Source organism: Bacteroidota bacterium, from assembly GCA_016715945.1.
Classification (GTDB): domain Bacteria; phylum Bacteroidota; class Bacteroidia; order Bacteroidales; family F082; genus JALNZU01.
In genome coordinates, this window is record JADJXJ010000003.1 from 227,924 (window position 1) to 253,028 (window position 25,105).

The 25,105-nt window shown below is 52.9% G+C and carries 19 protein-coding genes and 1 pseudogene; 10 read left to right on the forward strand and 10 right to left on the reverse strand.

Annotation, left to right across the window (positions count from 1 at the left end; translation table 11 throughout):
• Window positions 1-27: 27 nt before the first annotated feature.
• A complete protein-coding gene (locus tag IPM52_11290; protein MBK9292194.1) occupies window positions 28-342 on the forward strand; it encodes a hypothetical protein in 315 nt (104 codons plus the stop codon).
• Window positions 332-1,135, forward strand: coding sequence for a zinc transporter ZupT (gene zupT, locus IPM52_11295; GenBank protein MBK9292195.1), 804 nt, complete (start codon window positions 332-334; stop codon window positions 1,133-1,135). Before IPM52_11290 ends, zupT begins: the two co-directional genes overlap by 11 nt.
• Before the next feature lie 166 nt (window positions 1,136-1,301).
• Here the strand turns inward: zupT and IPM52_11300 are convergent, their stop codons facing one another.
• Together IPM52_11300 and IPM52_11305 are read right to left on the reverse strand one after the other, a co-directional pair.
• A complete protein-coding gene (locus IPM52_11300; protein MBK9292196.1) occupies window positions 1,302-1,625 on the reverse strand; it encodes a cupin domain-containing protein in 324 nt (107 codons plus the stop codon).
• Window positions 1,626-1,630: 5 nt separating this feature from the next.
• Window positions 1,631-2,173: an ECF transporter S component gene (locus tag IPM52_11305; protein MBK9292197.1), complete on the reverse strand. Its 543-nt coding sequence runs from the start codon at window positions 2,171-2,173 to the stop codon at window positions 1,631-1,633.
• A gap of 145 nt (window positions 2,174-2,318) precedes the next feature.
• Between IPM52_11305 and IPM52_11310 the strand changes: the two genes are divergently transcribed.
• The 6 genes from IPM52_11310 to IPM52_11335 all read left to right on the forward strand — a co-directional run bounded on the left by IPM52_11310 (window position 2,319) and on the right by IPM52_11335 (window position 13,111).
• Window positions 2,319-3,611 carry a dicarboxylate/amino acid:cation symporter gene (locus IPM52_11310; protein MBK9292198.1) on the forward strand — a complete coding sequence of 431 codons (1,293 nt, stop codon included), beginning with the start codon at window positions 2,319-2,321 and terminating at the stop codon, window positions 3,609-3,611.
• Window positions 3,608-5,170: a T9SS type A sorting domain-containing protein gene (locus tag IPM52_11315; protein MBK9292199.1), complete on the forward strand. Its 1,563-nt coding sequence runs from the start codon at window positions 3,608-3,610 to the stop codon at window positions 5,168-5,170. The genes IPM52_11310 and IPM52_11315 overlap by 4 nt, the downstream gene beginning before the upstream one ends.
• A gap of 95 nt (window positions 5,171-5,265) precedes the next feature.
• A complete protein-coding gene (locus IPM52_11320; protein MBK9292200.1) occupies window positions 5,266-5,880 on the forward strand; it encodes a hypothetical protein in 615 nt (204 codons plus the stop codon).
• 290 nt (window positions 5,881-6,170) lie between these two features.
• The gene (locus tag IPM52_11325) at window positions 6,171-9,566 is read left to right on the forward strand and encodes a methylmalonyl-CoA mutase family protein (GenBank protein ID MBK9292201.1); all 3,396 of its coding nucleotides are present in this window, start codon (window positions 6,171-6,173) and stop codon (window positions 9,564-9,566) included.
• A 100-nt stretch (window positions 9,567-9,666) separates the two neighbouring features.
• Complete coding sequence (gene buk / locus IPM52_11330) at window positions 9,667-10,743, forward strand: butyrate kinase (GenBank protein MBK9292202.1); 1,077 nt, start codon at window positions 9,667-9,669, stop codon at window positions 10,741-10,743.
• Window positions 10,736-13,111 (forward strand): hypothetical protein, encoded by a 2,376-nt coding sequence (locus tag IPM52_11335; GenBank protein MBK9292203.1) that lies wholly within the window; start codon window positions 10,736-10,738, stop codon window positions 13,109-13,111. Before buk ends, IPM52_11335 begins: the two co-directional genes overlap by 8 nt.
• Window positions 13,112-13,249: 138 nt before the next feature.
• Here IPM52_11335 and IPM52_11340 read toward each other — a convergent pair whose 3' ends face one another.
• From IPM52_11340 to IPM52_11370, 7 genes are read right to left on the reverse strand one after another with little or no spacing between them, the layout of a single operon-like run.
• Entirely contained in the window at window positions 13,250-15,553 is a 2,304-nt protein-coding gene (locus IPM52_11340) for a putative monovalent cation/H+ antiporter subunit A (GenBank protein MBK9292204.1), read from the reverse strand.
• Window positions 15,550-15,957 carry a monovalent cation/H(+) antiporter subunit G gene (locus IPM52_11345; GenBank protein MBK9292205.1) on the reverse strand — a complete coding sequence of 136 codons (408 nt, stop codon included), beginning with the start codon at window positions 15,955-15,957 and terminating at the stop codon, window positions 15,550-15,552. Before IPM52_11345 ends, IPM52_11340 begins: the two co-directional genes overlap by 4 nt.
• Before the next feature lie 3 nt (window positions 15,958-15,960).
• Complete coding sequence (locus tag IPM52_11350) at window positions 15,961-16,254, reverse strand: cation:proton antiporter (GenBank protein ID MBK9292206.1); 294 nt, start codon at window positions 16,252-16,254, stop codon at window positions 15,961-15,963.
• A complete protein-coding gene (locus tag IPM52_11355; GenBank protein ID MBK9292207.1) occupies window positions 16,251-16,730 on the reverse strand; it encodes a Na+/H+ antiporter subunit E in 480 nt (159 codons plus the stop codon). The genes IPM52_11350 and IPM52_11355 overlap by 4 nt, the downstream gene beginning before the upstream one ends.
• Window positions 16,727-18,268 (reverse strand): Na+/H+ antiporter subunit D, encoded by a 1,542-nt coding sequence (locus IPM52_11360; protein ID MBK9292208.1) that lies wholly within the window; start codon window positions 18,266-18,268, stop codon window positions 16,727-16,729. The genes IPM52_11355 and IPM52_11360 overlap by 4 nt, the downstream gene beginning before the upstream one ends.
• Window positions 18,268-18,615, reverse strand: a complete 348-nt coding sequence (locus IPM52_11365; protein ID MBK9292209.1) for a Na+/H+ antiporter subunit C — start codon at window positions 18,613-18,615, stop codon at window positions 18,268-18,270. Before IPM52_11365 ends, IPM52_11360 begins: the two co-directional genes overlap by 1 nt.
• Before the next feature lie 10 nt (window positions 18,616-18,625).
• Window positions 18,626-19,036, reverse strand: a complete 411-nt coding sequence (locus IPM52_11370) for a Na+/H+ antiporter subunit B (protein ID MBK9292210.1) — start codon at window positions 19,034-19,036, stop codon at window positions 18,626-18,628.
• Between the two features lie 324 nt (window positions 19,037-19,360).
• On the opposite strand from IPM52_11370, the pseudogene IPM52_11375 reads away from it, so the two are divergent.
• Window positions 19,361-21,239: pseudogene (locus tag IPM52_11375) on the forward strand (DUF4914 family protein).
• Window positions 21,240-21,299: 60 nt separating this feature from the next.
• On the opposite strand, the gene IPM52_11380 reads toward IPM52_11375, so the two are convergent.
• Window positions 21,300-21,746: a hypothetical protein gene (locus IPM52_11380; protein ID MBK9292211.1), complete on the reverse strand. Its 447-nt coding sequence runs from the start codon at window positions 21,744-21,746 to the stop codon at window positions 21,300-21,302.
• A gap of 144 nt (window positions 21,747-21,890) precedes the next feature.
• Here IPM52_11380 and IPM52_11385 point away from each other — a divergent pair, with 144 nt between their 5' ends.
• Window positions 21,891-25,070 (forward strand): histidine kinase, encoded by a 3,180-nt coding sequence (locus IPM52_11385; protein MBK9292212.1) that lies wholly within the window; start codon window positions 21,891-21,893, stop codon window positions 25,068-25,070.
• Window positions 25,071-25,105: the final 35 nt, after the last annotated feature.

Consider the following 25,105-nt stretch of genomic DNA (forward strand, 5'->3'; position numbering starts at 1 on the left):
AGCACTAAATTTGCAAAAAACAAAGCCATGATACCCCAGCAGCCTTCCGATACCATGCCAGTGCTCCGTCCGGAGATGGACCGCGAGACCATGGAGCAGCTCATTGCTGATTTTGTGGCCGGATTGCTGAAAAACGACTTCGGGCGGCTCTGTCAGCTCATGTACCGTCACGATGTGGACGAGCGAAAATTCAATGCAGCGCTTCAGCTGCCCGACGATGCGCAGCGATCGCGGGAGATTGCCCGCCTGGTGGTGGACAGGGAATTGCTCAAAATGAAAACCAGAGCGGCCTACGCCAGATGGAAGGCCGGGTCGCAACTTGAACAGGAGCATGGAGATTAGCAGCGGACAGATCGTGTTTGCTTTTGCGCTGACCTTGTTTGCCGGACTTTCGACTGGCATCGGGAGCGCGATTTCTCTGCTCTCCAAGCGAACCAACACCCGTTTTCTTACCGTAGCTCTGGGCTTTTCGGCAGGTGTGATGATCTATGTGTCATTTGTCGAAATTCTTCAGAAAGCACGCGAACTGCTTATCGCAGAATACGGTTCAGGCATGGGCGACTGGTATGCCATAGGCGGTTTTTTTGCCGGCATTGCCCTCATTGCCCTCATTGATAAGTTTATCCCCGACAACCCACACGAAGTGCGCAAGGTGGAGGAAATGGACGACGAAAGCAAAAGAAACCGCATGAGCCGTGTAGGGCTGCTCACGGCCCTGGTCATTGGCATACACAACTTTCCCGAAGGTCTTGCCACTTTCACAGCTGCACTCAACGATCCCGCCCTGGGTGTGGCCATTGCCATCGCCATTGCCATCCACAACATCCCCGAAGGCATAGCCGTGGCCGTGCCCATCTACTACGCCACCAACAGCCGCAAAAAAGCCTTTTGGCTCTCGTTCAGCAGCGGCCTTGCCGAGCCGGTGGGCGCCATTGTTGGCTTTGCCCTGCTGATGCCTTTCATGAACCCGCTTGTATTCGGCTTGCTTTTTGCGGTCATTGCCGGAATTATGGTCTTTATTTCGCTCGACGAACTGCTGCCTGCAGCCGAAACCTTCGGCGAGCACCACCTGGCCATTTACGGCCTCATCGGGGGAATGGCCGTGATGGCCCTCAGCCTGCTGATGATGGCCTGATCTGCCACCCGGCGAAAGACCGGTTTATCAAGGCTTTAAGATATTTTTTGGTGGAAGCCTTGTTTCACAGCACAGCCATGCATCCTGGTTTGGAAACAGTTGCAAATAAACTGTCCGGCGCTTGGGCTTTTGTCCCGTTCAGTCCTGATTGGGCAGGCAAAAAACATCATACCGTGGAAACAACGTAAATGTAGCACAACCTGTGCTGGCCGGTGTTCTGTACGTTGTGTGGGGTATGTGGCGGGATGTAGGCAATGCCGCCCTCCTGCACAGCGATGGGGTGCTGGCCTTCGATCAGGGTTTCACCCGACCCTTCCAGAAATACCAGAACTTCCTCGTGTGCTCCGGTGGTATGCAAACCGCAACTCTGGCCAGGCTCGAGGCAAACCAATCCCGACCGCATGGCATGGCTTTGGCTACTGCTGAGGATTTCGAAATATGCGGTGCCTTTGGGAAGTTCCAGAAAAAACGGACGCCTGGTATCGGCCATGTGGTTCAGTTTTGGTTGGTCTCCGATTCAATCCACCACGAGGCCAATGGCGGAAGCAGTATCAACTGGAGCATGGCTGCGGGCAATCCGGGCAAAAGACTTGCTGATAGGGCACTCATTGTCCCTTCGGCTGCAATGCCGGAAAGCACAAATGCAGCGGAAAATGCCAACCTGCCGGCAATCAAGGCCAAAACCAGAGCCAGGTGGCTGCCCAACTTGAACACTTCCCTGAACAGACCGCTTAAAAGTCCGTAAACAGCAAGCTCGGGCACCATGACCGGAAGAAAAGCCACGGGGGGCATGCCCGAAAACATAAAACTGGCTACAGGCGACATTGCGCCAACAATGAGTCCGGCCCTCCAGCCGTAAACAAGTCCGGCAAGCAAAACCGGCCAATGCATGGGCAGGATATACCTGACAGGCAGCGCAGCAAGATGGGCAATTTGCGGCAGCGCCACAGCCGAGAGGATGAACACAAACAGAAATACAACCGCCCTGCTTCCTGCAAAGGGAAGCGTGAAATTTTTGGACACAGAAAAGTTCTGCATGGCTTTGGTTCAGAAATTCAAGTCGTAAAATTAGTGTTTTAGTCCGCACTTAACACCCTTTTTGTTTATTCCGAAGCCTGAAAAAGCCGGATTTCTCTGATTGGATTTCCTTACTTTTGGAACCTGCACGCTCAGCCTGCCGCATATGAAAAAACTAACCGCTTTGCCGCTGCACTGGCTTATCCTGCTTGGGATGCTGGCGGGCATATTGTTTGGCCTGCTTGCCGTTGCTGCAGGATGGCATCAGTTCACCACCGACTGGATCAAACCCTGGGGAACCATCTTTATTAACCTGCTCAAGGTCATCGCTATACCCCTTATTGTGGTTTCGCTCATCAGCGGGATTGCCGGACTGGGCGATGTGGGCAGCCTGTCGCGAATCGGGCTGAAAACAATCGCATTGTATCTGATTACGACAGTGGTTGCAGTCACAGTGGGATTGTTGGTGGCCAACCTGATTGGTCCGGGAAATTTTCTCAGCCCCGAGAAATCGGCTGAGTTCCAGGCGCGTTTTGCCGAACGCAGTGCATTGCAACCTGAAGTCAGCCGGGGGCCTCTGCAATTTGTGGTCGACCTGGTGCCCGACAATATTTTTGCCGCCCTGAGCCAGAATGCACGCATGCTTCAGGTGATTTTCTTTTCGCTGCTCTTTGGGCTGGCTTTGATCAAAGTGGACAACGGTAAAGCAGCCTCCCTGAAGGCGCTGTTTGCCGGCCTGAACGACGTGGTCATGCAAATGATCCACATGGTGATGTATGTGGCACCTTTGGGCGTATTTGCACTGATGGCCGGCATCATTACCGATGTTGCCGGCAATAATCCTGCCGACACCATCAGCCTTTTTGCTTCCCTGGGCATGTATGCCCTCTCGGTGGTTCTTGGATTGTTTTTGCTGGTATTTGGCTTCTACCCCCTGATGATACATTTCTTTACTCGCCTGCGATACTTCGAGTTTTTGCGCGGCATGGCCCCGGCTCAGTTACTGGCCTTCAGCACCAGCTCGAGCGCCGCCACCCTGCCCATGACCATGCAGTGTTGCGAGGAAAACCTGAAAGTGAAAAACGAGGTAGCCAGTTTCGTGCTTCCGCTGGGCGCTACCATCAACATGGATGGTACGAGCCTCTATCAGGCCGTGGCGGCTGTTTTTCTCGCACAGATTTACGGCATGGATCTTACCCTGGCACAACAGCTCACCATCATACTTACGGCCACCCTGGCAAGTATCGGTTCTGCTGCCGTACCGGGTGCAGGCATGATTATGCTCGTCATCGTGCTTGGAGCTGTGGGCATACCCGCCGAGGGCATCGCCCTCATTTTTGCTGTGGACAGGCCCCTCGATATGCTTCGCACTGTGGTCAACGTTACCGGCGATGCCGGAGTGGCCTGCATCGTGGCTACCACCGAAAACAAAATGAAACCTCAAAACCATACAACATGAACCGGATTCCGGCATTATTGCTTAGCCTCTTCATAGCGACAGTTGCAAATGCGCAACTAACACAATATCAAAACATAAAGCTTGGAAATTTCAGCGGCCCCAATGAACCCAGCATTTGGATTAATCCCAAAAATCCGAATCAGATCATGGCCGGGTCGAACCTCAACTACTGGTATTATTCTCAGGATGGCGGCTACACCTGGACTTCGGGTATCCTCACCGAACCCGTGCTGGGCGTGTGGGGCGATCCGGTGATCATCACCGATACCCTGGGCGATTTTTATTATTTTCACCTGTCGAATCCGGTAAATGGCAGCTGGATTGACCGCATCGTTTGCCAGAAGTTCGATAAAAACACAAATACCTGGGGAGCAGGAACATACATGGGGCTGAATGGCACCAAAGCACAGGACAAACACTGGGCCGTGATTGATCCGGCTACCAACACCATTTACGTGACCTGGACGCAATTCGACACCTATGGCAGCAGCAACCCCAACTGCCAGAGCAACATACGTTTCAGCAAATCGACCGATGGCGGCCAAACCTGGTCGGATGCCATCACCATCAACCAGGTGCCCGGCGATTGCATCGACAGCGACAACACTGTGGAAGGGGCTGTGCCAGCTGTTGGACCCAATGGGGAGGTTTATGTGGCCTGGGCTGGTCCGCTGGGTATTGTGTTCGACCGCTCGCTCGATGGTGGCCAAACCTGGCTCGACAACGACATCTTTGTGACCGATCAACCCGGTGGCTGGGATATCAGCATACCGGGCATCTACCGTTGCAACGGCATGCCGGTTACGGTTTGCGACCTCAGCAACGGCCCGAACAGGGGCACCATCTACATCAACTGGGCCGACCAGCGCAATGGCACCAACGATACCGACATCTGGCTGACAAAATCCACTGATGGCGGCAGCACCTGGAGCGCTCCGATCAGGGTGAACGACGACCCGCCGGGAAAACACCAGTTTTTCACCTGGATGACCATTGACCAATCCACCGGCTACCTGTATTTTGTGTTTTACGACCGGCGCAACCACAGCAACAACGCCACCGATGTGTACATGGCAGTGTCGTACGACGGGGGCGGGACTTTTACAAATTTCAAGGTCAGCGAAAGTCCTTTTACACCTTCAGGCGGCCAGTTTTTCGGCGATTACAACAACATCTCGGCTGTGAACGGAATGGTGCGGCCCATCTGGACCCGACGCGAAAACAATGGCAGCCTGGCCATCTACACAGCCATAGTGGATATGACCACTTTCCTGCCCGAAAGCGACGAAGGCATGCTTCACCTTGAACCCAGCTCGCCCAATCCTTTCAACCAACATACGATTTTTTCCTTCCGCATCACCAAACCCTCGCAGGTGCTGTTGTCGGTGCTCGACGCCAGAGGCAGCGAGGTGGCGCGCCTGCGCGATGAGTTTATGCCGGCCGGAAAATATGAGGTGATCTTCGACAATGCCACACATCAGCTCGCACCAGGGGTGTATTTTCTGAGCCTGAAAAGCAACCAGGCCCAAAAAAAACAAAAAGTGATCCTCACCCGCTGAATCCTGCAACCCTCATCGCATGCAAAGCGTCATTCAGCCGGGCAGTGAACAAACCTGCCCTCGTTTTGTATTGCTGATTGCCAAACAACACCATCATGGTTGAACCACAGTTGAGACCTATACTCGATACCATCCGTCACCAATTGATCCTCAATGGCCAGGTCGATCTGACCTTCGACCGGCTTGCACAATCCGGAAACATTGATGTGCACCAGTTGCGCATGCACGTGCAAACCCCCGACGAATTGGTGGAACACCTGCTCGAATACGAACTGGAAAAGTTCAGCGACATCGTCAGCGGCATCAACGGAGATAGCAATGCCATAGATGCCATGTTGCTGGTTTCGAAGCGTATAGCCGAACGTTTCAGCGAGATTTTTCCTTCTGTTTCGCCCCAGCTCAAACTGCTTTATCCCCAGGCCTGGCAAAATCAATTTGAAAAACGACTTGAGTTTATCTCCGGCAGCATCCGGCGCAACCTCAACAGTGGCATCGCCCAGGGCATGTATCGCAGCGACCTGAGCACCGAACTCATCGCCCGGCTTTATCTGGCCCGCATCATCGACATCCACAATCCCGAATTGTTTCCGCCCGAGAGCTTCTCGTTCGAGATTTTGTTTGCACAAGCCTTCGAAAGCCTGATCAGAAGTGTGGCTACACCCGAGGGACTGGCCTACTTCGTGGAGCGGAAGAAGTTTTACCGGATTTGATGCATATAAAAGCTTAGTTCATTTTCACATACTGTTTTACTCTGGATATAACCTGAGGTAATATTTTGAACCGGGTACGACAGGTCAACACCACCGCTGACTAACCTCAATTCCGCACAATCCTGTCATTTCAAGGTTGGGGAGTTCAGCAACCCAATGGAAATGTTGCGGTTAATCAATCCTTTGGTACTGCTCACGCGGGCAAACAGGTAAAACTTTACCGATTTCCGCAATCGTATGCGGTGCGTGCCCCACAAAGTTTATTTTTGCAAAAACAGCACGCAATACGTATGCAGAAACAAGCCGCAACCAGGGCCATAACCGGCCTTCCCACTGATATTTACAGGCCGCAGCATCACGTGCGCATCGTCACCGCTGCCTCGCTGTTCGACGGGCACGATGCAGCCATCAACATCATGAGACGCATATTGCAGGCCAGCGGGGCCGAGGTGATACACCTCGGACACAACCGCTCAGTGCACGAGATCGTGCAGGCTGCCATTCAGGAAGATGCACAGGCCATTGCCATCACCTCCTATCAGGGAGGGCATATGGAATTTTTCAAATACATGTACGACCTGCTGCACGAAGCCGGATGCGGGCACATTCGCATTTTTGGCGGAGGCGGCGGGGTGATTTTACCCAACGAAATCGAAGAGCTGCATGCCTATGGAATTACCCGAATTTATTCGCCCGACGATGGCCGGGCCATGGGCCTGCAAGGCATGATCAATGATCTGCTCAGCCATTGCGATTTCCCAACGGGCAAACTCACCGACTTTAAGCCCGAAGAGCTGAACCCTGGCAACCATCGCCTTATCGGTCAGCTGATATCGGCAGCAGAAAACAATCCTGACCAGGCAGCCGCCACCATCGAACGCCTCAGGGCCGGAACAATAAAACGCGCCCCCGTGCTGGGCATTACCGGAACCGGAGGTGCAGGCAAATCAAGTCTGGTGGATGAACTGGTGAGGCGCTTTCTGCATGATCAGCCTGGCAAAACACTGGGAATCATATCGGTAGATCCTTCCAAACGCAAAAGCGGAGGCGCTTTGCTGGGCGACCGCATCCGGATGAATGCCATAGACCATCCAAATGTGTACATGCGCTCGCTGGCCACACGGCAATCCAACCTGGCCATGTCGAAATATGTGCGCGATGCGGAAGTAATTTTGCAGGCGGCAGGTTTCGATTTTATCATCCTCGAAACCAGTGGGATAGGTCAGAGCGATACCGAGATTGTCGATCACAGCGATGTTTCGCTTTATGTGATGACTCCGGAATATGGTGCAGCCAGCCAGCTCGAGAAGATCGACATGCTCGACTTTGCCGATGTGGTGGCCATCAACAAGTTCGACAAGCGGGGGGCACTCGATGCGCTGCGCGACGTAAAAAAACAATACCAGCGCAACCACCGTCTTTTCGATCGTCCTGCCGACGAGATGCCCGTGTACGGCACCATCGCATCGCAGTTCAACGATCCGGGGGTGAATGCCCTTTATCTGGCCCTGCTGCATGCCATCAACCAGAAGACGGGTGCAAGGTTCGACACTGTCATGACACCTCCGGAGGAGATGTCGGAAAAGCTGTTCATCATCCCGCCCGGCAGGGTGCGTTACCTGAGCGAGATAGCCGAAACCGTGCGGCAGTACAACCGTTGGGTTGAGGCGCAGAGCGAGGCTGCAGCCCGTTTGCAGTCGCTTGTGCAAACCGCCGAATTGCTTCGCAGCCAGGGCAGGGATACCACTGAAATTGATGCCCTGATCCGGGAAACGGAAGCCCGAATGGATGCCAATACGCACGAAATCATCCAGGGCTGGAGCGCCAGAAAAGCGCTGTATGCCGGTCCGGAATACGTGTACAAGGTACGTGGACGCGAAATTCGTGTGGCAACACATACCGAAAGTTTGTCGCATCTGCGTATCCCCAAGGTGGCCTTGCCCCCCTTCAGGGCCTGGGGCGAGATTGTGCGCTGGAGCCTGAGCGAAAATGTGCCGGGAGAATTTCCGTATGCTGCCGGGGTTTTTCCGTTCAAGCGTGAGGAGGAAGATCCTACAAGGATGTTTGCAGGCGAAGGCGGACCGGAGCGCACCAACAAACGCTTTCATTATCTGAGCTACGGCCAACCGGCCAGAAGGTTGTCCACGGCTTTCGATTCGGTTACCCTCTACGGCGAAGACCCCGGACGGCGGCCCGATATTTATGGAAAAATCGGCAATGCCGGGGTGTCGGTTGCCTGCCTCGACGATGCCAAAAAACTCTATTCCGGATTCAACCTGGCCGACCCCAAGACCAGTGTCAGCATGACCATCAACGGGCCGGCACCTACCCTGGTCGGGTTTTTCATGAATGCCGCCATCGACCAGCAGTGTGAGCTCTATATCCGTCAAAATGGCCTGGAAGAAGAAGTGAATGCCACCATCGAACGCATTTACCGGCAAAAAGGCCTGCCGCGTCCGGCCTATCAGGGTCAGCTGCCAAAGGGCAACGACGGGCTTGGGCTGCTATTGCTGGGCATCACGGGCGACCAGGTGCTGCCGCGCGAAGTGTACGAGCGCATCAAAGCCGATACCCTTTGCAGGGTAAGAGGCACTGTGCAGGCAGATATCCTGAAGGAAGACCAGGCTCAGAATACCTGCATCTTTTCGACCGACTTCTCCCTCAAACTGATGGGCGATGTGCAGGAATATTTCATCCGTCACAATGTGCAGAATTTCTACTCGGTTTCCATCTCAGGTTACCACATCGCCGAGGCGGGCGCCAATCCGATTACCCAGCTGGCATTCACCCTGGCCAACGGGTTTACCTATGTGGAATATTACCTTTCGCGGGGCATGCACATTGATGACTTTGCGCCCAACCTGAGCTTCTTCTTTTCCAATGGGGTCGATCCGGAGTTTTCGGTCATCGGTCGCGTGGCCAGGCTCATCTGGGCCAAGGCCATGAAAAACCGCTACGGAGCCAACGAGCGCTCGCAAAAACTCAAATACCACATCCAGACATCAGGCCGTTCGCTGCATGCCCAGGAGATTGATTTCAACGATATCCGCACCACACTGCAGGCGCTTTATGCCATCTACGACAACTGCAACTCACTGCATACCAATGCCTACGACGAAGCCATCACCACACCAACCGAGGAAAGCGTGCGCCGTGCCATGGCCATTCAGATGATTATCAACCACGAACTCGGGCTGGCAAAAAACCAAAACCCCCTGCAGGGTTCGTTCATCATCGAGGAGCTTACCCGGCTGGTGGAAGAGGCGGTGATGGCCGAATTCGACCGCCTTACAGAACGCGGAGGGGTGCTCGGCGCCATGGAAACCATGTATCAGCGAAGCAAAATACAGGAAGAATCGCTCTACTACGAAACCCTCAAGCACACCGGCAAACTGCCCATCATCGGGGTGAATACCTTTCTGTCGTCCAAAGGCTCTCCGACCATTATACCCGACGAAGTCATCCGGGCCACCGAAGCCGAAAAGGAATATCAGATTGCGATGCTCGAAGCCCTGCATAAAACCTGGGCCGACGAAACGGCGCGTTCACTGGCCGGGTTGCGCAAGGCCGCACTCAACAACCAGAATGTGTTCGAAGCCCTGATGGAAGCCACCAAATATGCTTCCCTCGGCCAGATCACACACACTTTGTTTGAGGTGGGCGGCCAATACCGTCGAAATATGTGATTGCGCTGCCAGGGCCAGGAAACGACAGGTGTGCCGCTCATCTGTAACCGCTTTTGAGAAAGCTTTTTTACCTTTGCCCGATACCTCAACGCCTGCCATTATGCTGCAAAAAAAGATTCTGGTCATCTATCCCGAGAAATGGGCCACACGCATAGCCGTGTACTACAACAACGAGCCCATGTTTCTGAAAAGCATCAAACACCCGGCCGACGACCTGGCACGCTTTGATTTCATTCCGGATCAAACTGCTTACCGCCGCGATGCCATCATAGCCGAGCTCAGGCGCAACGACTACGATGTGCACAAAGTGGACATCATCATGGCGCGCAGTGGCCTGATCAAACCCCTGAAATCAGGCATCTACAGGGTCAATGCACGTATGGTCGAAGATCTGCGTAAAGGTGTTTCGGGCATGCACGAAACCAATCTTGGCGGGCTCATTGCCTTCGATCTGGCTGCGATGACGGGCAAGCAGGCCTATATGGCTGATCCTGTGGTGGTTGATGAGCTATCGGACCTAGCCCGTATGACAGGCCATCCCATGTTTGAACATAAGTCGATCTTCCACGCCCTGAGCCATAAGTTTTTTGCCCGCAAATATGCCAAGAGCATCAACAGGCAGTACGAAGACCTCAACCTGATTGTCTGCCACATCGGTTTGGGTGGCATCTCGGTGGGTGCCCACCAGAAAGGCCGCGTGGTGGATGTAAATCAGGCGTTCGACGGCAGCGGACCTTTCAGCATCACACGCGCCGGAACTTTGCCGGTTGGTCAGCTCATCAGCCTGTGCTTCAGCGGGAAATATTCCGAAAAAGAAGTGCGCGAAATGGTCAATGTCAAAGGCGGTTATGCGGCTTACCTTGGCACCGACAACATCCAGCAGATCAATGCAATGATTGCTGCCAAAGATCCAAAAGCACTTTTTGTTTCGGAAGCCTGCGCCTACCAGGTGAGCAAAGAAATCGCCTCCCATTATGCCACCCTTGAAGGCGAGGTGGATGCCATCATCCTGTCGGGACAGATTTTCAACAGCGAACTGTTTCTCGACAATGTGAAGAGGCGGGTTGGCAAACTGGCCCCACTTGCGCTTTATCCCACTGTGAACGACCTCGAAGCCCATGCCTACAACGCCATGCGCATTGTGAAAGGCGAGGTGGAAGTGCTTGAATATGAATGATGGTGCAAGCCGCATCTTACTACTTTTTGCCATAGTCCTCAGCGGCTTTACGCTGCGCGCGCAGCAATTGTTGCCCAACTCAGAGGGCAGCCAAGCCGATACCCTTACCCTCTGGCATTCCGGCCATTCAGACAATAAGTTTCAAATCGGCCCGGCCGATACCTACTCGCTTGCCCGGGATTTTTTTCTGCCTGAAAGTCTGGCAGGTAAAAATGCCGAGGCTGAACTTTTTGTGCGAGCGCAGCTGGCATCGGATGGCACAGCCTGGATGGTGCTCACAGTCATGGCGGCCGACAGCCTGAGATACTGGCACGCATTGCCCATAAATGCTGAACCCGCAGGGGTCGAAACGATTGTATCCGGCAAAGTTTTGTTACCGCGCGATTACCTCGATCAGGCTTTTCTGCGCGTTTATCTTTGGAATCCCGATTCGGTTGATATATTGGTCGGCCAGGCGTTTGCGCTGTTCAGGCCGCACGAGGCGCCACACTTTCTCCCTCCTGCTTACGAGAGCGAACCTGGCCCTGACTTCAGGTTGTTGTTTCAGACGCCCGATTATGCCCTTTTATACAGCAGGCTTACCGGGCAGATAGTGCTGGCCGATCCCCGGGGCCACATGCTTGCCGGCCCTTTTCAGTGGATCGTTGAAATAACAAACAATGGACATGCAATCAGTTCTTTTTCAGATAGATTTGTTTTTCAGGGATTTAGAAGTCGGGAGGGGGAGTGGTACGCAGCCTTCAGAACGGCTGACCGGTTTACTTCTGCCAGATTGCATGTTCGTCCGCTGAGCTCGGGCGCCATTGAGTTTCGGATGGCCGGCCGCATGCGCAAAACAGCTCCTTTGTCGCGCATGGCATTGGTGGTGCCGGTTCACGACGATATTGTGATGGCTTTCGACGGTCAGGGCAGGCAGTATGCTCCGATGCATGAAACCTCGGTATTCATTGGTCATGGCGGCATGCTGAGTGGGGCCGGGCAGCGCAGGCTGGCTTTGATGCAGGCCCGCCATGTGGCTTCGGCACAGGTGGATATGGCAAACAGGCGCCTGATTGCAAACCTTCACTATGCTGATGCACAGCCGTTTATCCGGTATCCGCGCTCCGAGACGTTGCGCGATTCATTTAGCGACCTGAGCCATGTCGCACTCAGGCATCACCGGCAACTGCGAGGAAAGGTAGATTTGTTTGTGGGCAGGGGCTCACCGGCGATGCCCTTGCTCATGGCCGTGCCTGGCGGAGCCGAAGCAGCGGTGGTTTTTACCGAGCATGCCGATTGGACGGATGTGCGCACCCAACGGGCAGTACATTTTGGCAGCGATACCATCGCCCATCCCTCGCGGGCTCAGGGTGGTTTCGACAAATACGGGATACCTGTCACGAAAAGTGTGTTTTATCACAATCCGGAGCAGATCACAAACATGGAGGCCAGCCGCGGCATGTTTCCCGGCCGACAGGCCAGCCTGCAGGAGGATGATTTCCGCAGCCTGATGGATACTTTGCACTATCAAGGTCACGAAATATGCCTGCACACACCTGAGCAACATAGCAGCAAACGGAGCTGGATGCGGAAATCGCTGAAGCACATGCAATTAAACTATGGTTCAGCCACATGGATTGATCATGGTTACAACAACCATCCCGATGCCAACCGCGAAAACCTTGTCGGCGACGGACTCATCCGCCACCGCCGGCACTATTCAGCCGACTTGTGGCGCAAATACGGCATCAGATACCTTTGGAACCCTGCCCCGGAGGAGCTTCAGCGTTTTGCTGCATACGGTTTCGACGGCAATTATATGATTCCATACCCGGGCTTTTCGGCGGCCTTTCCGTCAGCGGTTTTTACTACACATCCCCTGGCTGAGGGTTTTCTGTTGTGGAACACCACTGGCACACTCGAAATGCCCGACGACGGGATGTGGGATTACGCCTTCTCGCCTGCCCGCCTCGAAAGGCTTTTGCGGTATCACAGCATTTGGATCAACCATATCTATCCGGCATGGGCCTTGTCCGGAAAGGGATTCTGGACATGGCGTGCCGACAGCAGCCTCGTTGCTATGCCGGGTTTCGACCGCGCCCTGGCCCGACTCGATGCCTTGCGCAAATCTGGCAGACTGCACCTTGCTACGCTTGGTCAGCTTGCAAAATATCATGAGGCCCTCCGTCATGTGGAGGTCATTCCAATCAGCGACAATCAGATCAGGGTAATTAACCACAACCCGTTTGCAATCAAAGGACTGAGTTTTGTTGTACCATCAGAGAAAATAGTTGTCCAGGGCGCAGGTTTTCAGATGCGCCGGCACAACGACAAGACCTATTTCTGGTTGGATCTTCAGGGCCACCAGAAGATTGAAATTTCTTACTGAGCGAAAGGCTCCTGGTAGAAAGCCGATTTGAGTTGAATCCAGAAACTGAGCATACATTTTCGAACCCCGTCGTGAGCCACAAAACCTGGTGCCATCGGGCCTGAAAGAATTGATATAAAGCTTTTTAAGTCTTAATAATCAGTCCTTTTCCGCTTTTTCGGCCCGAGTGCGAAACCTGAGCAGGGTGAAAACGCCTATGGCAGCCAGCGCAAGAACCACAATTTCTCCCATTGTATCCAACGCCCTGAAATCGACCAGTATCACGTTGACAATGTTGCGCCCGTGGGCCAGCTCGTAGCTGTTTTCGACAAAATACCTGCTGATACGTTCTCCTTCGGGGAGTTGCAATGCGATAAGCACCAGCAGGCTCATCGAAATACCGGCAAGGGACGAGATGATGGCATCGCGCCTGCGGATTGTCGCAGTGCTATGTTGTCCGAACCTGGGAACCTTATAAATGATGAACACCAGCAACAGCACGGTAAGCGTTTCGATTGAGAATTGTGTAAGCGCCAGGTCGGGAGCGCTGAACAAGGCAAACAGCAGTGCCATGCCAAAACCGGTGATGCCAAGGGCTGCCACCGCACTGAGGACGGTTTCGGATGTGATGGCCTTGTATGTGGAAATAAGCATGACCAGCACAATCATCAATTCATGAAAAAGTACGCCGTTGGGTTCGATGTTCAGCTTGCCCAGCGAACCGAATCGCATGGCGGTGTAAAATATTAAAAAGGTGAATGTGGATAAAATCCAGTAAAAATAGTGTCGAAGCTTACCATCCTGAAAGAAATTGGTTTGGATATCAGCCCATTTCAGAAGGCCGTTCAGGCCTTTTTCGTATGCGTTTTCAGGGCCGATGATGGAAAGCCGGTCAAAAAGGGTAATCTTATGCAAGCGGGGAGTGAGAGCAAACCAGCCCAGACCACCGGCAAGTGTGACTATGCTGAGCAGTAAGGGAATATTCCACCCATGCCAGAGCACGAGCTTTGCCCCCTGCAAACCAGAAATATTTTGGATCGCTGAATGTATGACCGGCGAAATCATCTTAGGGAAGATACCGGTGGCAAGGCCAATCAGGCCCAGCAGCAAAGGACCGATCCACATGGCCACAGGAGCCTCGTGGGCAGTTTTTGGGGTGCTTGTCATCTGGCCGGTAAAGGGTTTCCAGACCACCAATGCGGCAGTGGCCACAAGGAAGATGTTGGTAATCAGGGCGGCAGCTGTCCAGGGCAGGTGAAACGCTGCTAAACCGAGCGAGGATTCGTAGATCAGCTCTTTGGCGATGAAACCGAGAAATGGCGGAATCCCGGCATAAGAAAGACCTGCCAGCAGGGCAGCCGCAAAGGTGATCGGCATTTTTGTGCGCAAACCGCCCAACTGACGGATGTCGCGCGTGCCAGTTTCGTGGTCAACAGCTCCGGCAACCAGGAACAGGGCTCCTTTGTAGAGCGAATGAACGAGGAGAAAACTCACGGCCGCCGTAATGGCATACTTTCCTCCCGATCCAATCAGAAATACCATGATACCGAGTGCGCTCACAGTGGTATAGGCCAGGATGCGTTTCAGGTCGGTCTGGCCGGTGGCCATGGCAGCGCCGCTGATCATGGTGATACCTCCGAATATCATCAGGCTTTCGTGCCAGAGGGGATTACCCGAAAGCATGGGATTCAGCCGTGCTAGCAAAAACACTCCGGCCTTGACCATGGTGGCCGAATGCAGGTATGCGCTCACCGGGGTTGGCGCTTCCATGGCATTGGGGAGCCAGAAATGGAAAGGAAACTGCGCCGACTTGGTGAAGGCGCCCAACAAAATCAATATCAGCGCGGGGATGTATAAGGGCTGTGTGCCGAAATTGGTACCGCTGTGCAGCAAGGCAGCCAGGCTGTAAGTGCCGGCCATATTGCCCATCATGATCAAACCTGCCAGCAGGGCAAGTCCGCCACCTCCCGTTACCAGCAACGCCTGCAGGGCAGCCTTGCGCGATTTGAGGCTCTCGTGCTTAAATCCGATGAGCAAAAATGAGCTGATGCTGGTGAGTTCCCAGAAAACGAAAAGCGAAAAGATGTTGTCCGACAATACCACCCCGATCATCGAGGTCATAAAGAAGAGGATGTATGCATAAAAACGGCCCTCTTTCGGGTGGCCCTGAAGATAAGACGAAGCATACAAAACTACGAGTGTGCCAATACCGGTGATGATCAGACCAAAGAGCAGGCCGAAGCTGTCGATCAGAAAGTCCAGGCCGATTCCTGCCGAACTGAACCAGGTGTATTTGAAAAGTTGTTGTGGTTCGAGCTGCAACTGCGGAAAAAAGGAAGCCAACCACACCAGCATTGCCAAAGGGATCAGGCTGAGTATTTTGCCTGCATAACGGGGAAGGGTGTGATACAAAGCCGGAGCCAGAATGGCTGCCATAAATCCGGAAACGATCAGCACAATCATGGCAATTCCTCCTCCATTTCATCTGCTTCTTCCTCCGGCTCAATGTCCGGTCGCAAGGGTTTCACGCGGCCGTTTTCCAGGCTGATCTGATCTTTTAACCGGTCGCTTACGGTGCCTTTCCACATGGGCAGGCCGGCCACATAGGCGGCAATGCCCAACATGTGCGAACCAACAGGCACGCTGAGAATGAGAAAAATGATCACCCCGAGCACATGAAGGGCATGGCCGGTTTCGCCAAAATGCAGGGCAACGGCCAGCAGCATGGAGGCCACCCCGAAGGTGGCAGCAATGGTGGCCGACGACATGCGCAGATATACATCGGGCATACGGAGCAATCCCACAGCGGCCAGCAGAATCACCAGCGACCCGATCAGCAATAAGGCAACAACAACGATCTCATTCATAGTTTAGTGCAGGTCAAAACGGTCTTTATCTTTTTTGCTTCGCATGTGGTAGGTGGCAAAGCCTACCGAACTCAGAAAGGCTATCAGGGCCAAAACCAGCGAGATATCGATCATCACCGGCTGATTGTGCAGCACCGCATAAGCCGATAAGCCCCCAATGCTGACAATCACAAGCAGGTCGAGTGCCACCACCCTGTCCATCAGGCTTGGGCCACGCAATACCCTGACAGTGATCAACACCATCGAAATGGCCATGATTGGCAGGATGACGTAAAGGATCCAGTTTTCTAGGCTCATCGCAATACCTCCAGCAGTTTTTTCTCCAGACCTTTTTTTATTCCTTCGATGTTTTTTTGCTCATCTGCATCCAGATAGACGCTATACACATAGAGAAGTGATTTGTCGTCGGATACGGCCAGGCTGGTGGTGCCGGGCGTCAGGGTGATGATGCTGGCAAGGGTGGCTATTTCGAAATCCGTGCGCGCGTCGAGCGGAATGGCTATGATGCCCGGACGTATGCGGGGTGATGATCGCAAAATATCGGTTGCAATCCGCAAACTGCCTTTGACCACCTCGCATACAAACAGCCACGCAAATGAGGCAAACTTGGGCACAAATGTTACGTACCTGGGTTTGTTGCGCACTTTGTGATGCGTAAACCAGATGACCAGATATCCGGCAAGATATCCGAAAGCAAACTCATCCAGGCTGAACTTTTGGGTAAGCGTAAGCCAGATAAAGGCCAGAAAGATGTTAAGCAGCAGATATTTCATGGTGCACCTCCCAAAACCTTGGTGATGTATTCCTCAGGATTAAGCAGCTGAAATGCAGCTTTTTCTGCAATCTGGTAAAAAGGTTCCGGATAAAATCCAATCCACAAGGTGATAGCTGCAAGCATGGCAACAGGAATGACCATCCAGATGTTTCGCGCACTCCACAACTTTTCGGTAAACGGGGGAGCATCCCCGGGTGCGGGTGCCCAGAAACCTTCGTTCCAGATCTTGATCATTGAGAAAAGGGTGAGCAGACCAACAAACAATGCCACGAATACAACGACATAACTTTGAAGGTCGATGCCAGCCTTGATTACCAGTAACTTACTCCAGAAGCCCGACAATGGTGGCAGCCCGGCCAGCGAGAGGGCAGGGATGAGAAAAAGAACAGCCAGCAGCGGATAGGCATTGAGCAGTCCGCCCACACGACGCACATCGAACTGCCCGCTTACCCTTTCGATCAGGCCACCAATAAAAAACAGATTGGCTTTAACGATGATGTGGTGCATGATGTAGAATACCGCGCCGGCCATGGCGAGTGGGCTGAACAAGGCCAGGCCCATTACCATATACCCAATCTGGCTGATGATGTGGAAAGATAAAATGCGACGGATATCGAACTGCACCGCTGCACCCATCACCCCAACCAGCATGGTTAATCCGGCAATCCAGAGCAGGATGTGATGCGTGAACCCGACATTTGTGACAAAAATCAGACTGAACACCCGGATCAGGCTATATACCCCAACCTTGGTGAGCATACCTGCGAAAATGGCCGAAATGCTTATGGGAGGGGTGTGGTAGGAGGCCGGAAGCCAGAAAAACAGCGGAAAAACAGCCGATTTGATGCCAAATGCTACCATGAAAAACACCGACACCAGCATCACCATTCCCTGATCTTCCACCTGCGGAACCTTCAGTGCGAGATCAGCCATGTTCAATGTGCCGGTGAGGGCATACAACAATCCTACCCCGATCAGAAACAGGGTGGACGAAAGCAGGTTAATAGCCACATATTTAAAGGTGCCCTCGAGCTGAAACTTACGTTGTCCGAGCGACAAAAGCACAAAAGAGGAAATAAGCATTACTTCGAACCAAACGTATAGATTAAAAATATCGCCGGTCAGAAATGCTCCGTTGATGCCCATATACATGATGTTGAGCAGGGGATAGTAGGCAAACTGAATGCTTCGGCGGGCTTCGTGTAGCTCATCCTCCCTGCCCATGGACGAAACCGAATAAACGGCAACGGCAAAAGCCATTATGGTTGTGATTACTACCATGACCGAGCTGAACACGTCGGCCACCAGACTGATGCCGAATGGTGCGCGCCAGTTGCCCGACTGCACCACCTGTATGCCCTCGTTCAGCACCGTGTGGAGCAACAACAGACCGAATAGCACGAAAACACCCGTACCGGCCACATTTACCCATTGCTGCCATCTGGGCTTGTTCCACAACGACAGCGTGAGCATACCCAGCAACAAGGGATAAAGCACTGGCGCGGCCACCAGAATTTGAGCGTAAGTGTCCTGCATCAGTGGTCAGTAGTTTTTAGTTCATCACTGTCTTCAACGCCCGATTGCTGGTAAAGTTGCTGAATGAGCACAATTGCAAAGGCCATCACACCAAAACCGATAACGATTGCTGTGAGCACAAGAGCCTGAGGCAGCGGGTCGGCCACGTCTGCAACAACATTGGAGGATCCTTCGGGAATGAGGGGCAACCTGGCACGTTGCACCTTGGCCACGGCAAAGATGAGCAGATTGGCCGCATAGCTTAACAACATCAACCCGATGATCAGCTTGATGATGCTTCGGCGCAGTATCATATAAATGGCAGCGCCAAACAAAAACCCGATGAGCAAGGCAAGCAGGATATTCATGGCCGCGTCGTTAATTTGTTTGGTTGAGGTTGAGTACAATGCTGGTGGTAACGCCCATCACCACAAGGTAAACCCCTATGTCGAACATCAAAATGTTGCTCATATGTCCGATTCCTGGCAAGGGCGTATGGTCCCAAAGCCCGGAAAAGACAGGCATTCCAACAAATAGTGGCAGCAAGCCACTGCCCAGGGCAATGACAAGTCCGGGCAATAGAAACATTACAGGGCTTTTGGGAAAAAACTTCTTGGTGTGTTTCACACCACGGGCCATCACGTCCATGGCAAAGGCCATGGCAGCAATCAATCCGCCTACAAATCCCCCACCTGGTTCGTGGTGCCCCCTAAATAGAATGAACAACGAGAACAACAGCAAAACCGGAAGCAATATCCGCGAAGCAGTCCGAAAAATGAGCGATTGCATATGATATGGCTGTTGGAAACAAGCTTTGTAAACAGCAAAAATATAACCAAGTATGTTCACCGGCAATGCAATCAGCGGCCTCAGCAGGCACATTCCGACCAACGTACAGGCTTAGCTCTTTCCGAACATAGCTTCACTGCTCAATTTTGGATGATTTATTAAAAAACCCTAAATCAGCAGAGGCACTTGAAAAGCCTTGCCTGAACCAATTGTAGGCTCAAATCGCAACCGTTTTAAGCCAGACCTTGTACGATTCTGACAGCTTCGTAAGCTTAATCACATGCAGTTGCTTTAGTTTTGTTAATACATTAACAAATCAAGACCATGATCACACACACCCATATTGTTTTGCCGGATGCAGCCAGGCAACTGCTCGAAAACGCTGTAAAACAGGCCGTTTGTTTCGAAACTACCCAAGAGCTTGCCGATGCGGCTACCTCAGGCCCCGACCAGCTTGCGTTTGAAGTGAAATACGATGTGCCAGGCAAGGGGAGCTATACTGAAGCGGTAGTACATCGTGTAACCAATGGCATATCAGCTAATTATACCGACGCTTACATGCGCCGCCGCGACCCCGACACCATGCTGATAGCCGACGACCTGCCATCGGACAAGGAGCGCTTTGAGGATCGTTACGGTTATCCGTTTTCCGATTTGAGGGCACAAACTTTTGAGTGGCTCAGCCAACAGGAGCTCTCGTATTTCTTCTTCCGGATCGGAAAACTCGAAAACAGCCCTTTTGGAATGGCCATCGCCCCGGCCAATGCAGCCTTCTTTTCGCTGGGGCTGGCCATGTTGCAACACATGGTCAGGCCATCCGAAATCCCTCAGGGACAGCGTATTTATGCTGTTGTGTATGTGGCGCCCGTATTCCGGCACACCCATTTCGGAGGAAAGCAGGTGGTGGTGCACAGCCGCCAAAGCGACCATTACGAAATTTACTCCTAATAATTTATATCCCGGCCCAAGCGCCAAAAAAGGAATCTATGGGGTGCTGCTCAACCTGGGCGAAAACGAAGGTTGGGTCACTGCACATTGCTCAGCCGTTGAGTCGATCAGTCCTTACGACAATATTACCCGGTTTATGCACGAGGGTGCAAGCGGTGGTGGCAAGAGCGAAATGCTTCAGCACATTGTGCGCGAGCGCAGTGGAGAGGTGCTGATCGGGGTAAACAGTATTACGGGCGAGAAACGTTCCATACAGATACCCCGTTTTTGTGAAATCAATCCCATTGCCGACGACATGGCCACCATTCACCCCGACCTGCAGACGGAAAGCAAGCGCCTCAGGTTGCTCGATGCCGAGAATGCATGGTTTATCCGCACCGACAACATCACCGGATATGGGGTGGATCCTGTGCTCGAAAAGATCACGATCAATGCCCGTCAGCCCTTGTTATTTCTCAACATCAGGACACACCCGGGGGGCACGGCCCTGATCTGGAACCATACCGAAGATGCCCCGGGCAAACCTTGTCCGAATCCGCGCGTCATTGTGCCCCGCGAACTCTTCGAAGGGGTGGTGAGCCATCCCGTGCATATCGACGTTCGCAGTTTCGGAGTGCGCACTCCGCCCAGCTCGCTCGAAAATCCGAATTACGGCATACTTGGCCTGTTTCATATTCTGCCGCCAGCATTGGCCTGGCTCTGGCGCCTGGTTTCGCCCCGCGGGCATGCCAACCCAAGCATCGTAGGAACCGGCAAAGGCATGGAAAGTGAAGGCGTGGGTTCGTATTGGCCGTTTGCCACCGGAAAAATGGTGACCCAGGCCAACCTGCTGCTCGAACAGATTGCTGCCAAAACCGACACAAGGTATGTGCTCACCCCGAATCAGTATGTGGGGGTATGGAAAGTGGGTTTTCGTCCGCAATTGCTTATGCGCGAATACCTTACGCGCCGAGGCAATGCCAAGTTCAGGCCCGACCAGATCAGCCCTGCCCGCTGTCCCCTGCTGGGATATGAACTGGAATTCCTGACCATCGAAGGATCGAAAATCCCCAGCCGGTTCCTGAAGACCTACAAACAACCCGAAATGGGCTTTGAAGGATACGACAAGGGCGCGGCTATTTTGACCGGGTTTTTTCACAAGGAGCTTCAGCAGTTTCTCACCCCCGAGCTTTCGCCTCTGGGCAGGCGCATCATCGAAACCTGCCTGGAAGGAGGAAGTATGGAGGCTTACGAACAGCTTATTCCGCGTAAATAGTTCTCATACAGCAATTTGGTTAATGACAAGGCTGCCCGGACGGGGTGGCCTTTTTTGCCATCAGTTGAAAATCCGCAGCATGGCGCCATCGTAGGCCGTATTGTAGCGGATCATGGGCCAGCGCCCCGACCCCTGAAAAATGCTCCCGTCGAGCAGCGAATACAATGTGCCCGTACAGTTGTCTTTGGCAAAAGGATAATTGCCGTCCACTACCAGCCGGGTACAGTTGTTGCCATCGCAGCATTTGTTTGGTTCGTTGGGCGGGATCCGGTCGAAAGCCACAAATTCGGTTTGGTTGATGCGGTGTACAATAATGCCACGGCTGGGCAGGTCGCTGGTGAGGTACATCCAGCCTCCGGCGGTATTAAGCGGCTGATACTGCGTACTGTTTGGATTGATCAGGATATTGATATACACATTGGGTATGTTCGGATTACGTTCTTCCTTGGCGCAGGAAACAAACGCTAGCCAAAGCACAAAGACCAACAAAACGGGACGACTGGGCATAAATTAAAGATGAAACTGTGTGCAAAATAACGTGATTTAGCTCAAAGCATTGCCCATGTCATGACGGTTGTGGCCGGCATATTTCATCAGGCTTCGATTTAGCCAAAAGATTGTTATTTTGCAGGCAATTGCGATGAGGCAGTCATGAATGCAGCAAAAAAGAAACCGGCGCTCAGTACCAGATTCAGGACAAGTCTTTTGTTGCTTTTTTGGTTTGGGTTATTTAGTCCGTCGGGTCTGATGGCTGCCACTCAGCCCGGGGGGCGGCAGTTTACGCGTTTTTTTTCGGAGAACGCCCGCATTGAGCGTGGTTTGAGTCAGAACACTGTGTATGTGGTGTTTCAGGACAGTCGCGGTTTACTTTGGCTGGGCACCTGGGATGGCCTCAACCGCTTCGATGGGTATGAGTTCAGGCATTACAACCGCGAAACGGGGCTTTCCAACGAAACCATTCGTGCCCTGGCCCAAACCGGCGATATACTTTGGGTGGGCACCGAGGAAGGCCTCAACGCCATGAACCTGCGCAGTGGCAGCATCAGGAGTTTTTTTGCCCTGCCGGGCGACAGCACCAGCCTGACCAATAACTGGATCAATTGTTTATTTGTGGACTCCCGAGGCAGGCTTTGGGTGAGCACAGCCGCAGGCCTTAATCTACTCGATCCATCCACCGGAAAGATCCGGCAGTTTCTGGGCAGTGAATACGGCAGTCCGATCCGCAGCAATTACATCAACACGCTTATCGAAGACGGTCAGGGGAGGTTTTGGGCTGCCACGCGCAACGGACTCATCAGTTTCACAGAAGGCAGTGGCACGATTACGCGTTATTTGCACAACCCCTCATCTCCCCGGACGCTGCCCCACGATCAGGTGAATGCACTGGCCATCACCTCCGACCAGGCAATCTGGGTGGGCACACGTGCAGGACTCACACGGCTCGATCCCAACACAAACCGTTTTTCCCTGCCCGACGACCTTGTGCGCGAAGAACCTGATCTGGCTAAGCTTGAGATCAACAGGTTGTATTACGAACCCGACAGCCTCCTCTGGATTGGGACGCAAACAGCGGGATTGTTCAGGTATAACCTTTCCACACGGGAGCTTACCCGCTACAACTTTGAGGTGGATAATCCCAACAGCCTGAGCGACAACAGGGTGTTCGACATCCTGCGCGACAACCGCGGCAACCTATGGGTTGGAACGTTCAACGGACTGAACAGGCTGAGCACTGCCTTGCCCATGTTCCGAACCTACCGGAACAACCCGCTTTCGGACAACAGCCTGATCAACAACTCGGTTTGGGCATTTGAAGAAGATGCGGACGGCAGGATCTGGATAGGTACCGAGGAGGGAATCAGCATCCTCGATCCCAAAAGCCAGACGTTCAGATCGCTTCGTTCAGTTTTACCTAAAGTTGATGGCCTGCCGTCAGGGCACATCCGCGAAATCTATCGCGACAGCCGCAATCGGATGTGGATTGGCACACGCTACAATGGTTTGAGCGTGTACGACCCTGCAACAAGGCGCTTTAGCCACTTCCGTCACCTCCCCGACGACACCACCAGTCTCCCTGACAACCAGGTGGTTAGTGTGTATGAAGATCATTTAGGGCGAATATGGGTTGGCACCCCGTATGGTCTGGGCCGCCTTGATCCGGCTAACAGAAAATTCCGCAACTATCGTCCCGATCCGGATCATCCCAATAGCCTGCCCGACCGTCGCGTGCTGGATATTTATCAGGACAACAAGCAACGTATCTGGCTGGCCACCGGCGATGGGTTGCTTCAATATCAGGAGGAAAGCGACAACTTCCGCATTTTTCGTTCGCAGCCCGACAACGGGGGCACAAACCGCCTGTTTTCCATTAGCCCCGACCCGCAAGGCCGTCTCTGGCTGGGCACGCGTGGAGGAGGCATCATGATGTTCGACCCCGAAACCAGTACTTTTAGGAGCTATACCGAGCGCAACGGACTTTCGAACAATGTAGCCTACCTGGCGCTCAGCGATAAATCTGGAAACATCTGGGTTTCGACCAACTGGGGGCTCTCTCGCCTCGACGTCGGCACCGGAGTTTTCTCCACATTCGAAGTAAGCGACGGTTTGCAAAGCAACGAGTTCAATTTTAATGCAGGCTTTGTTGCATCCGACGGGCAGATTTTCTTTGGCGGGATGAATGGTTTTACGGCTTTTTACCCCGAGAATGTCGTACATGATTCTCCCTCAGCCCGCATCATTCTGTCATCCTTTAAGTTGCTTAATCAGTTGCAATACAAGCAGCTATGCAATGGCGACACCCTGAGGCTGCGGTATGACGAAAATTTCTTTGGCTTCGAATTTGCTGCCCTCGATTTCGCCAACAGCAACAAAATCAAGTACCGTTTCAAACTCGAAAACCACAACGACAACTGGGTGGAGCGCAATGCGGGACAACGCTTTGCCGAGTTTGCCAGGGTGAGTCCGGGACTTTACCGTTTTGTGGTGCAATCGACCAATGCCCAGGGACTATGGTCCGACAATGCCCTCACCATCAACATTATCATTTATCCGCCATGGTATCAGACCTGGTGGTTCAGGTCGCTGCTCGTGCTGGCCGGCATCATGGGTTTTTACCTTTTTCTGTTTCTGAGGCTCAGGTCGGTGCGTCGCAAACATCAGGACGAGAAACGGTATCTGGAGTTTCAGAAAAAAACCAACGAATTGGAACAGAAGGCTCTGCAGCTTCAAATGAACCCTCATTTCCTTTTCAACAGCCTCAACAGCATCCAGAGCTTTGTGTTGAAAAACGATATTGACAACGCCATCCGATACCTATCCAAATTTTCGCAACTTATGCGCCGAACGCTCAACCACAGCAAGGAAAGCTCCATTCCTCTGCAGGACGAGCTGGAAGCCATCAGGCTTTACCTTGAAATTGAGCAGCTCAGGTTTGAGAATAAATTCGAGTACTCCATAACACTCGATCCTGCAATAGACGAGCAGTTTGTCGAAATACCGCCAATGATTCTTCAGCCCATTGTCGAAAATGCCATTCATCATGGTCTCATGCACCGCGAATCAGGAGGAAAACTGCTCATAAGCCTTAAAGCAGAAGGGCAATCGATTCGCATTGTAATTGAAGACAACGGCATCGGGCGAGCACAGTCGGCCGAGTTGCGGAGGCATTCGGGAATAAAGCGCGAGTCGCTGGGAATGGCTATCACCTCAGAGCGTTTCGAAATGCTCAGCCAGTATTCAGGCCAGGGCTATACGCTTGAGGTTGAGGACCTTTTTGATGATCAGGGCAAGGCACAGGGCACCAGAGTAACCATATTGATTACCGAAGAGTAATAGACATTCAAACTGATATAAAGCCAGATGAGCAT

Bases quoted from the DNA above. Each gene is read 5' to 3' on its own strand.
- IPM52_11290 (MBK9292194.1), top strand. From the start codon at position 28: ATGATACCCCAGCAGCCTTCCGATACCATGCCAGTGCTCCGTCCGGAG.
- zupT (MBK9292195.1), top strand. From the start codon at position 332: ATGGAGATTAGCAGCGGACAGATCGTGTTTGCTTTTGCGCTGACCTTG.
- IPM52_11300 (MBK9292196.1), bottom strand. From the start codon at position 1,625: ATGGCCGATACCAGGCGTCCGTTTTTTCTGGAACTTCCCAAAGGCACC.
- IPM52_11305 (MBK9292197.1), bottom strand. From the start codon at position 2,173: ATGCAGAACTTTTCTGTGTCCAAAAATTTCACGCTTCCCTTTGCAGGA.
- IPM52_11310 (MBK9292198.1), top strand. From the start codon at position 2,319: ATGAAAAAACTAACCGCTTTGCCGCTGCACTGGCTTATCCTGCTTGGG.
- IPM52_11315 (MBK9292199.1), top strand. From the start codon at position 3,608: ATGAACCGGATTCCGGCATTATTGCTTAGCCTCTTCATAGCGACAGTT.
- IPM52_11320 (MBK9292200.1), top strand. From the start codon at position 5,266: ATGGTTGAACCACAGTTGAGACCTATACTCGATACCATCCGTCACCAA.
- IPM52_11325 (MBK9292201.1), top strand. From the start codon at position 6,171: ATGCAGAAACAAGCCGCAACCAGGGCCATAACCGGCCTTCCCACTGAT.
- buk (MBK9292202.1), top strand. From the start codon at position 9,667: ATGCTGCAAAAAAAGATTCTGGTCATCTATCCCGAGAAATGGGCCACA.
- IPM52_11335 (MBK9292203.1), top strand. From the start codon at position 10,736: ATGAATGATGGTGCAAGCCGCATCTTACTACTTTTTGCCATAGTCCTC.
- IPM52_11340 (MBK9292204.1), bottom strand. From the start codon at position 15,553: ATGATTGTGCTGATCGTTTCCGGATTTATGGCAGCCATTCTGGCTCCG.
- IPM52_11345 (MBK9292205.1), bottom strand. From the start codon at position 15,957: ATGAATGAGATCGTTGTTGTTGCCTTATTGCTGATCGGGTCGCTGGTG.
- IPM52_11350 (MBK9292206.1), bottom strand. From the start codon at position 16,254: ATGAGCCTAGAAAACTGGATCCTTTACGTCATCCTGCCAATCATGGCC.
- IPM52_11355 (MBK9292207.1), bottom strand. From the start codon at position 16,730: ATGAAATATCTGCTGCTTAACATCTTTCTGGCCTTTATCTGGCTTACG.
- IPM52_11360 (MBK9292208.1), bottom strand. From the start codon at position 18,268: ATGCAGGACACTTACGCTCAAATTCTGGTGGCCGCGCCAGTGCTTTAT.
- IPM52_11365 (MBK9292209.1), bottom strand. From the start codon at position 18,615: ATGAATATCCTGCTTGCCTTGCTCATCGGGTTTTTGTTTGGCGCTGCC.
- IPM52_11370 (MBK9292210.1), bottom strand. From the start codon at position 19,036: ATGCAATCGCTCATTTTTCGGACTGCTTCGCGGATATTGCTTCCGGTT.
- IPM52_11380 (MBK9292211.1), bottom strand. From the start codon at position 21,746: ATGCCCAGTCGTCCCGTTTTGTTGGTCTTTGTGCTTTGGCTAGCGTTT.
- IPM52_11385 (MBK9292212.1), top strand. From the start codon at position 21,891: ATGAATGCAGCAAAAAAGAAACCGGCGCTCAGTACCAGATTCAGGACA.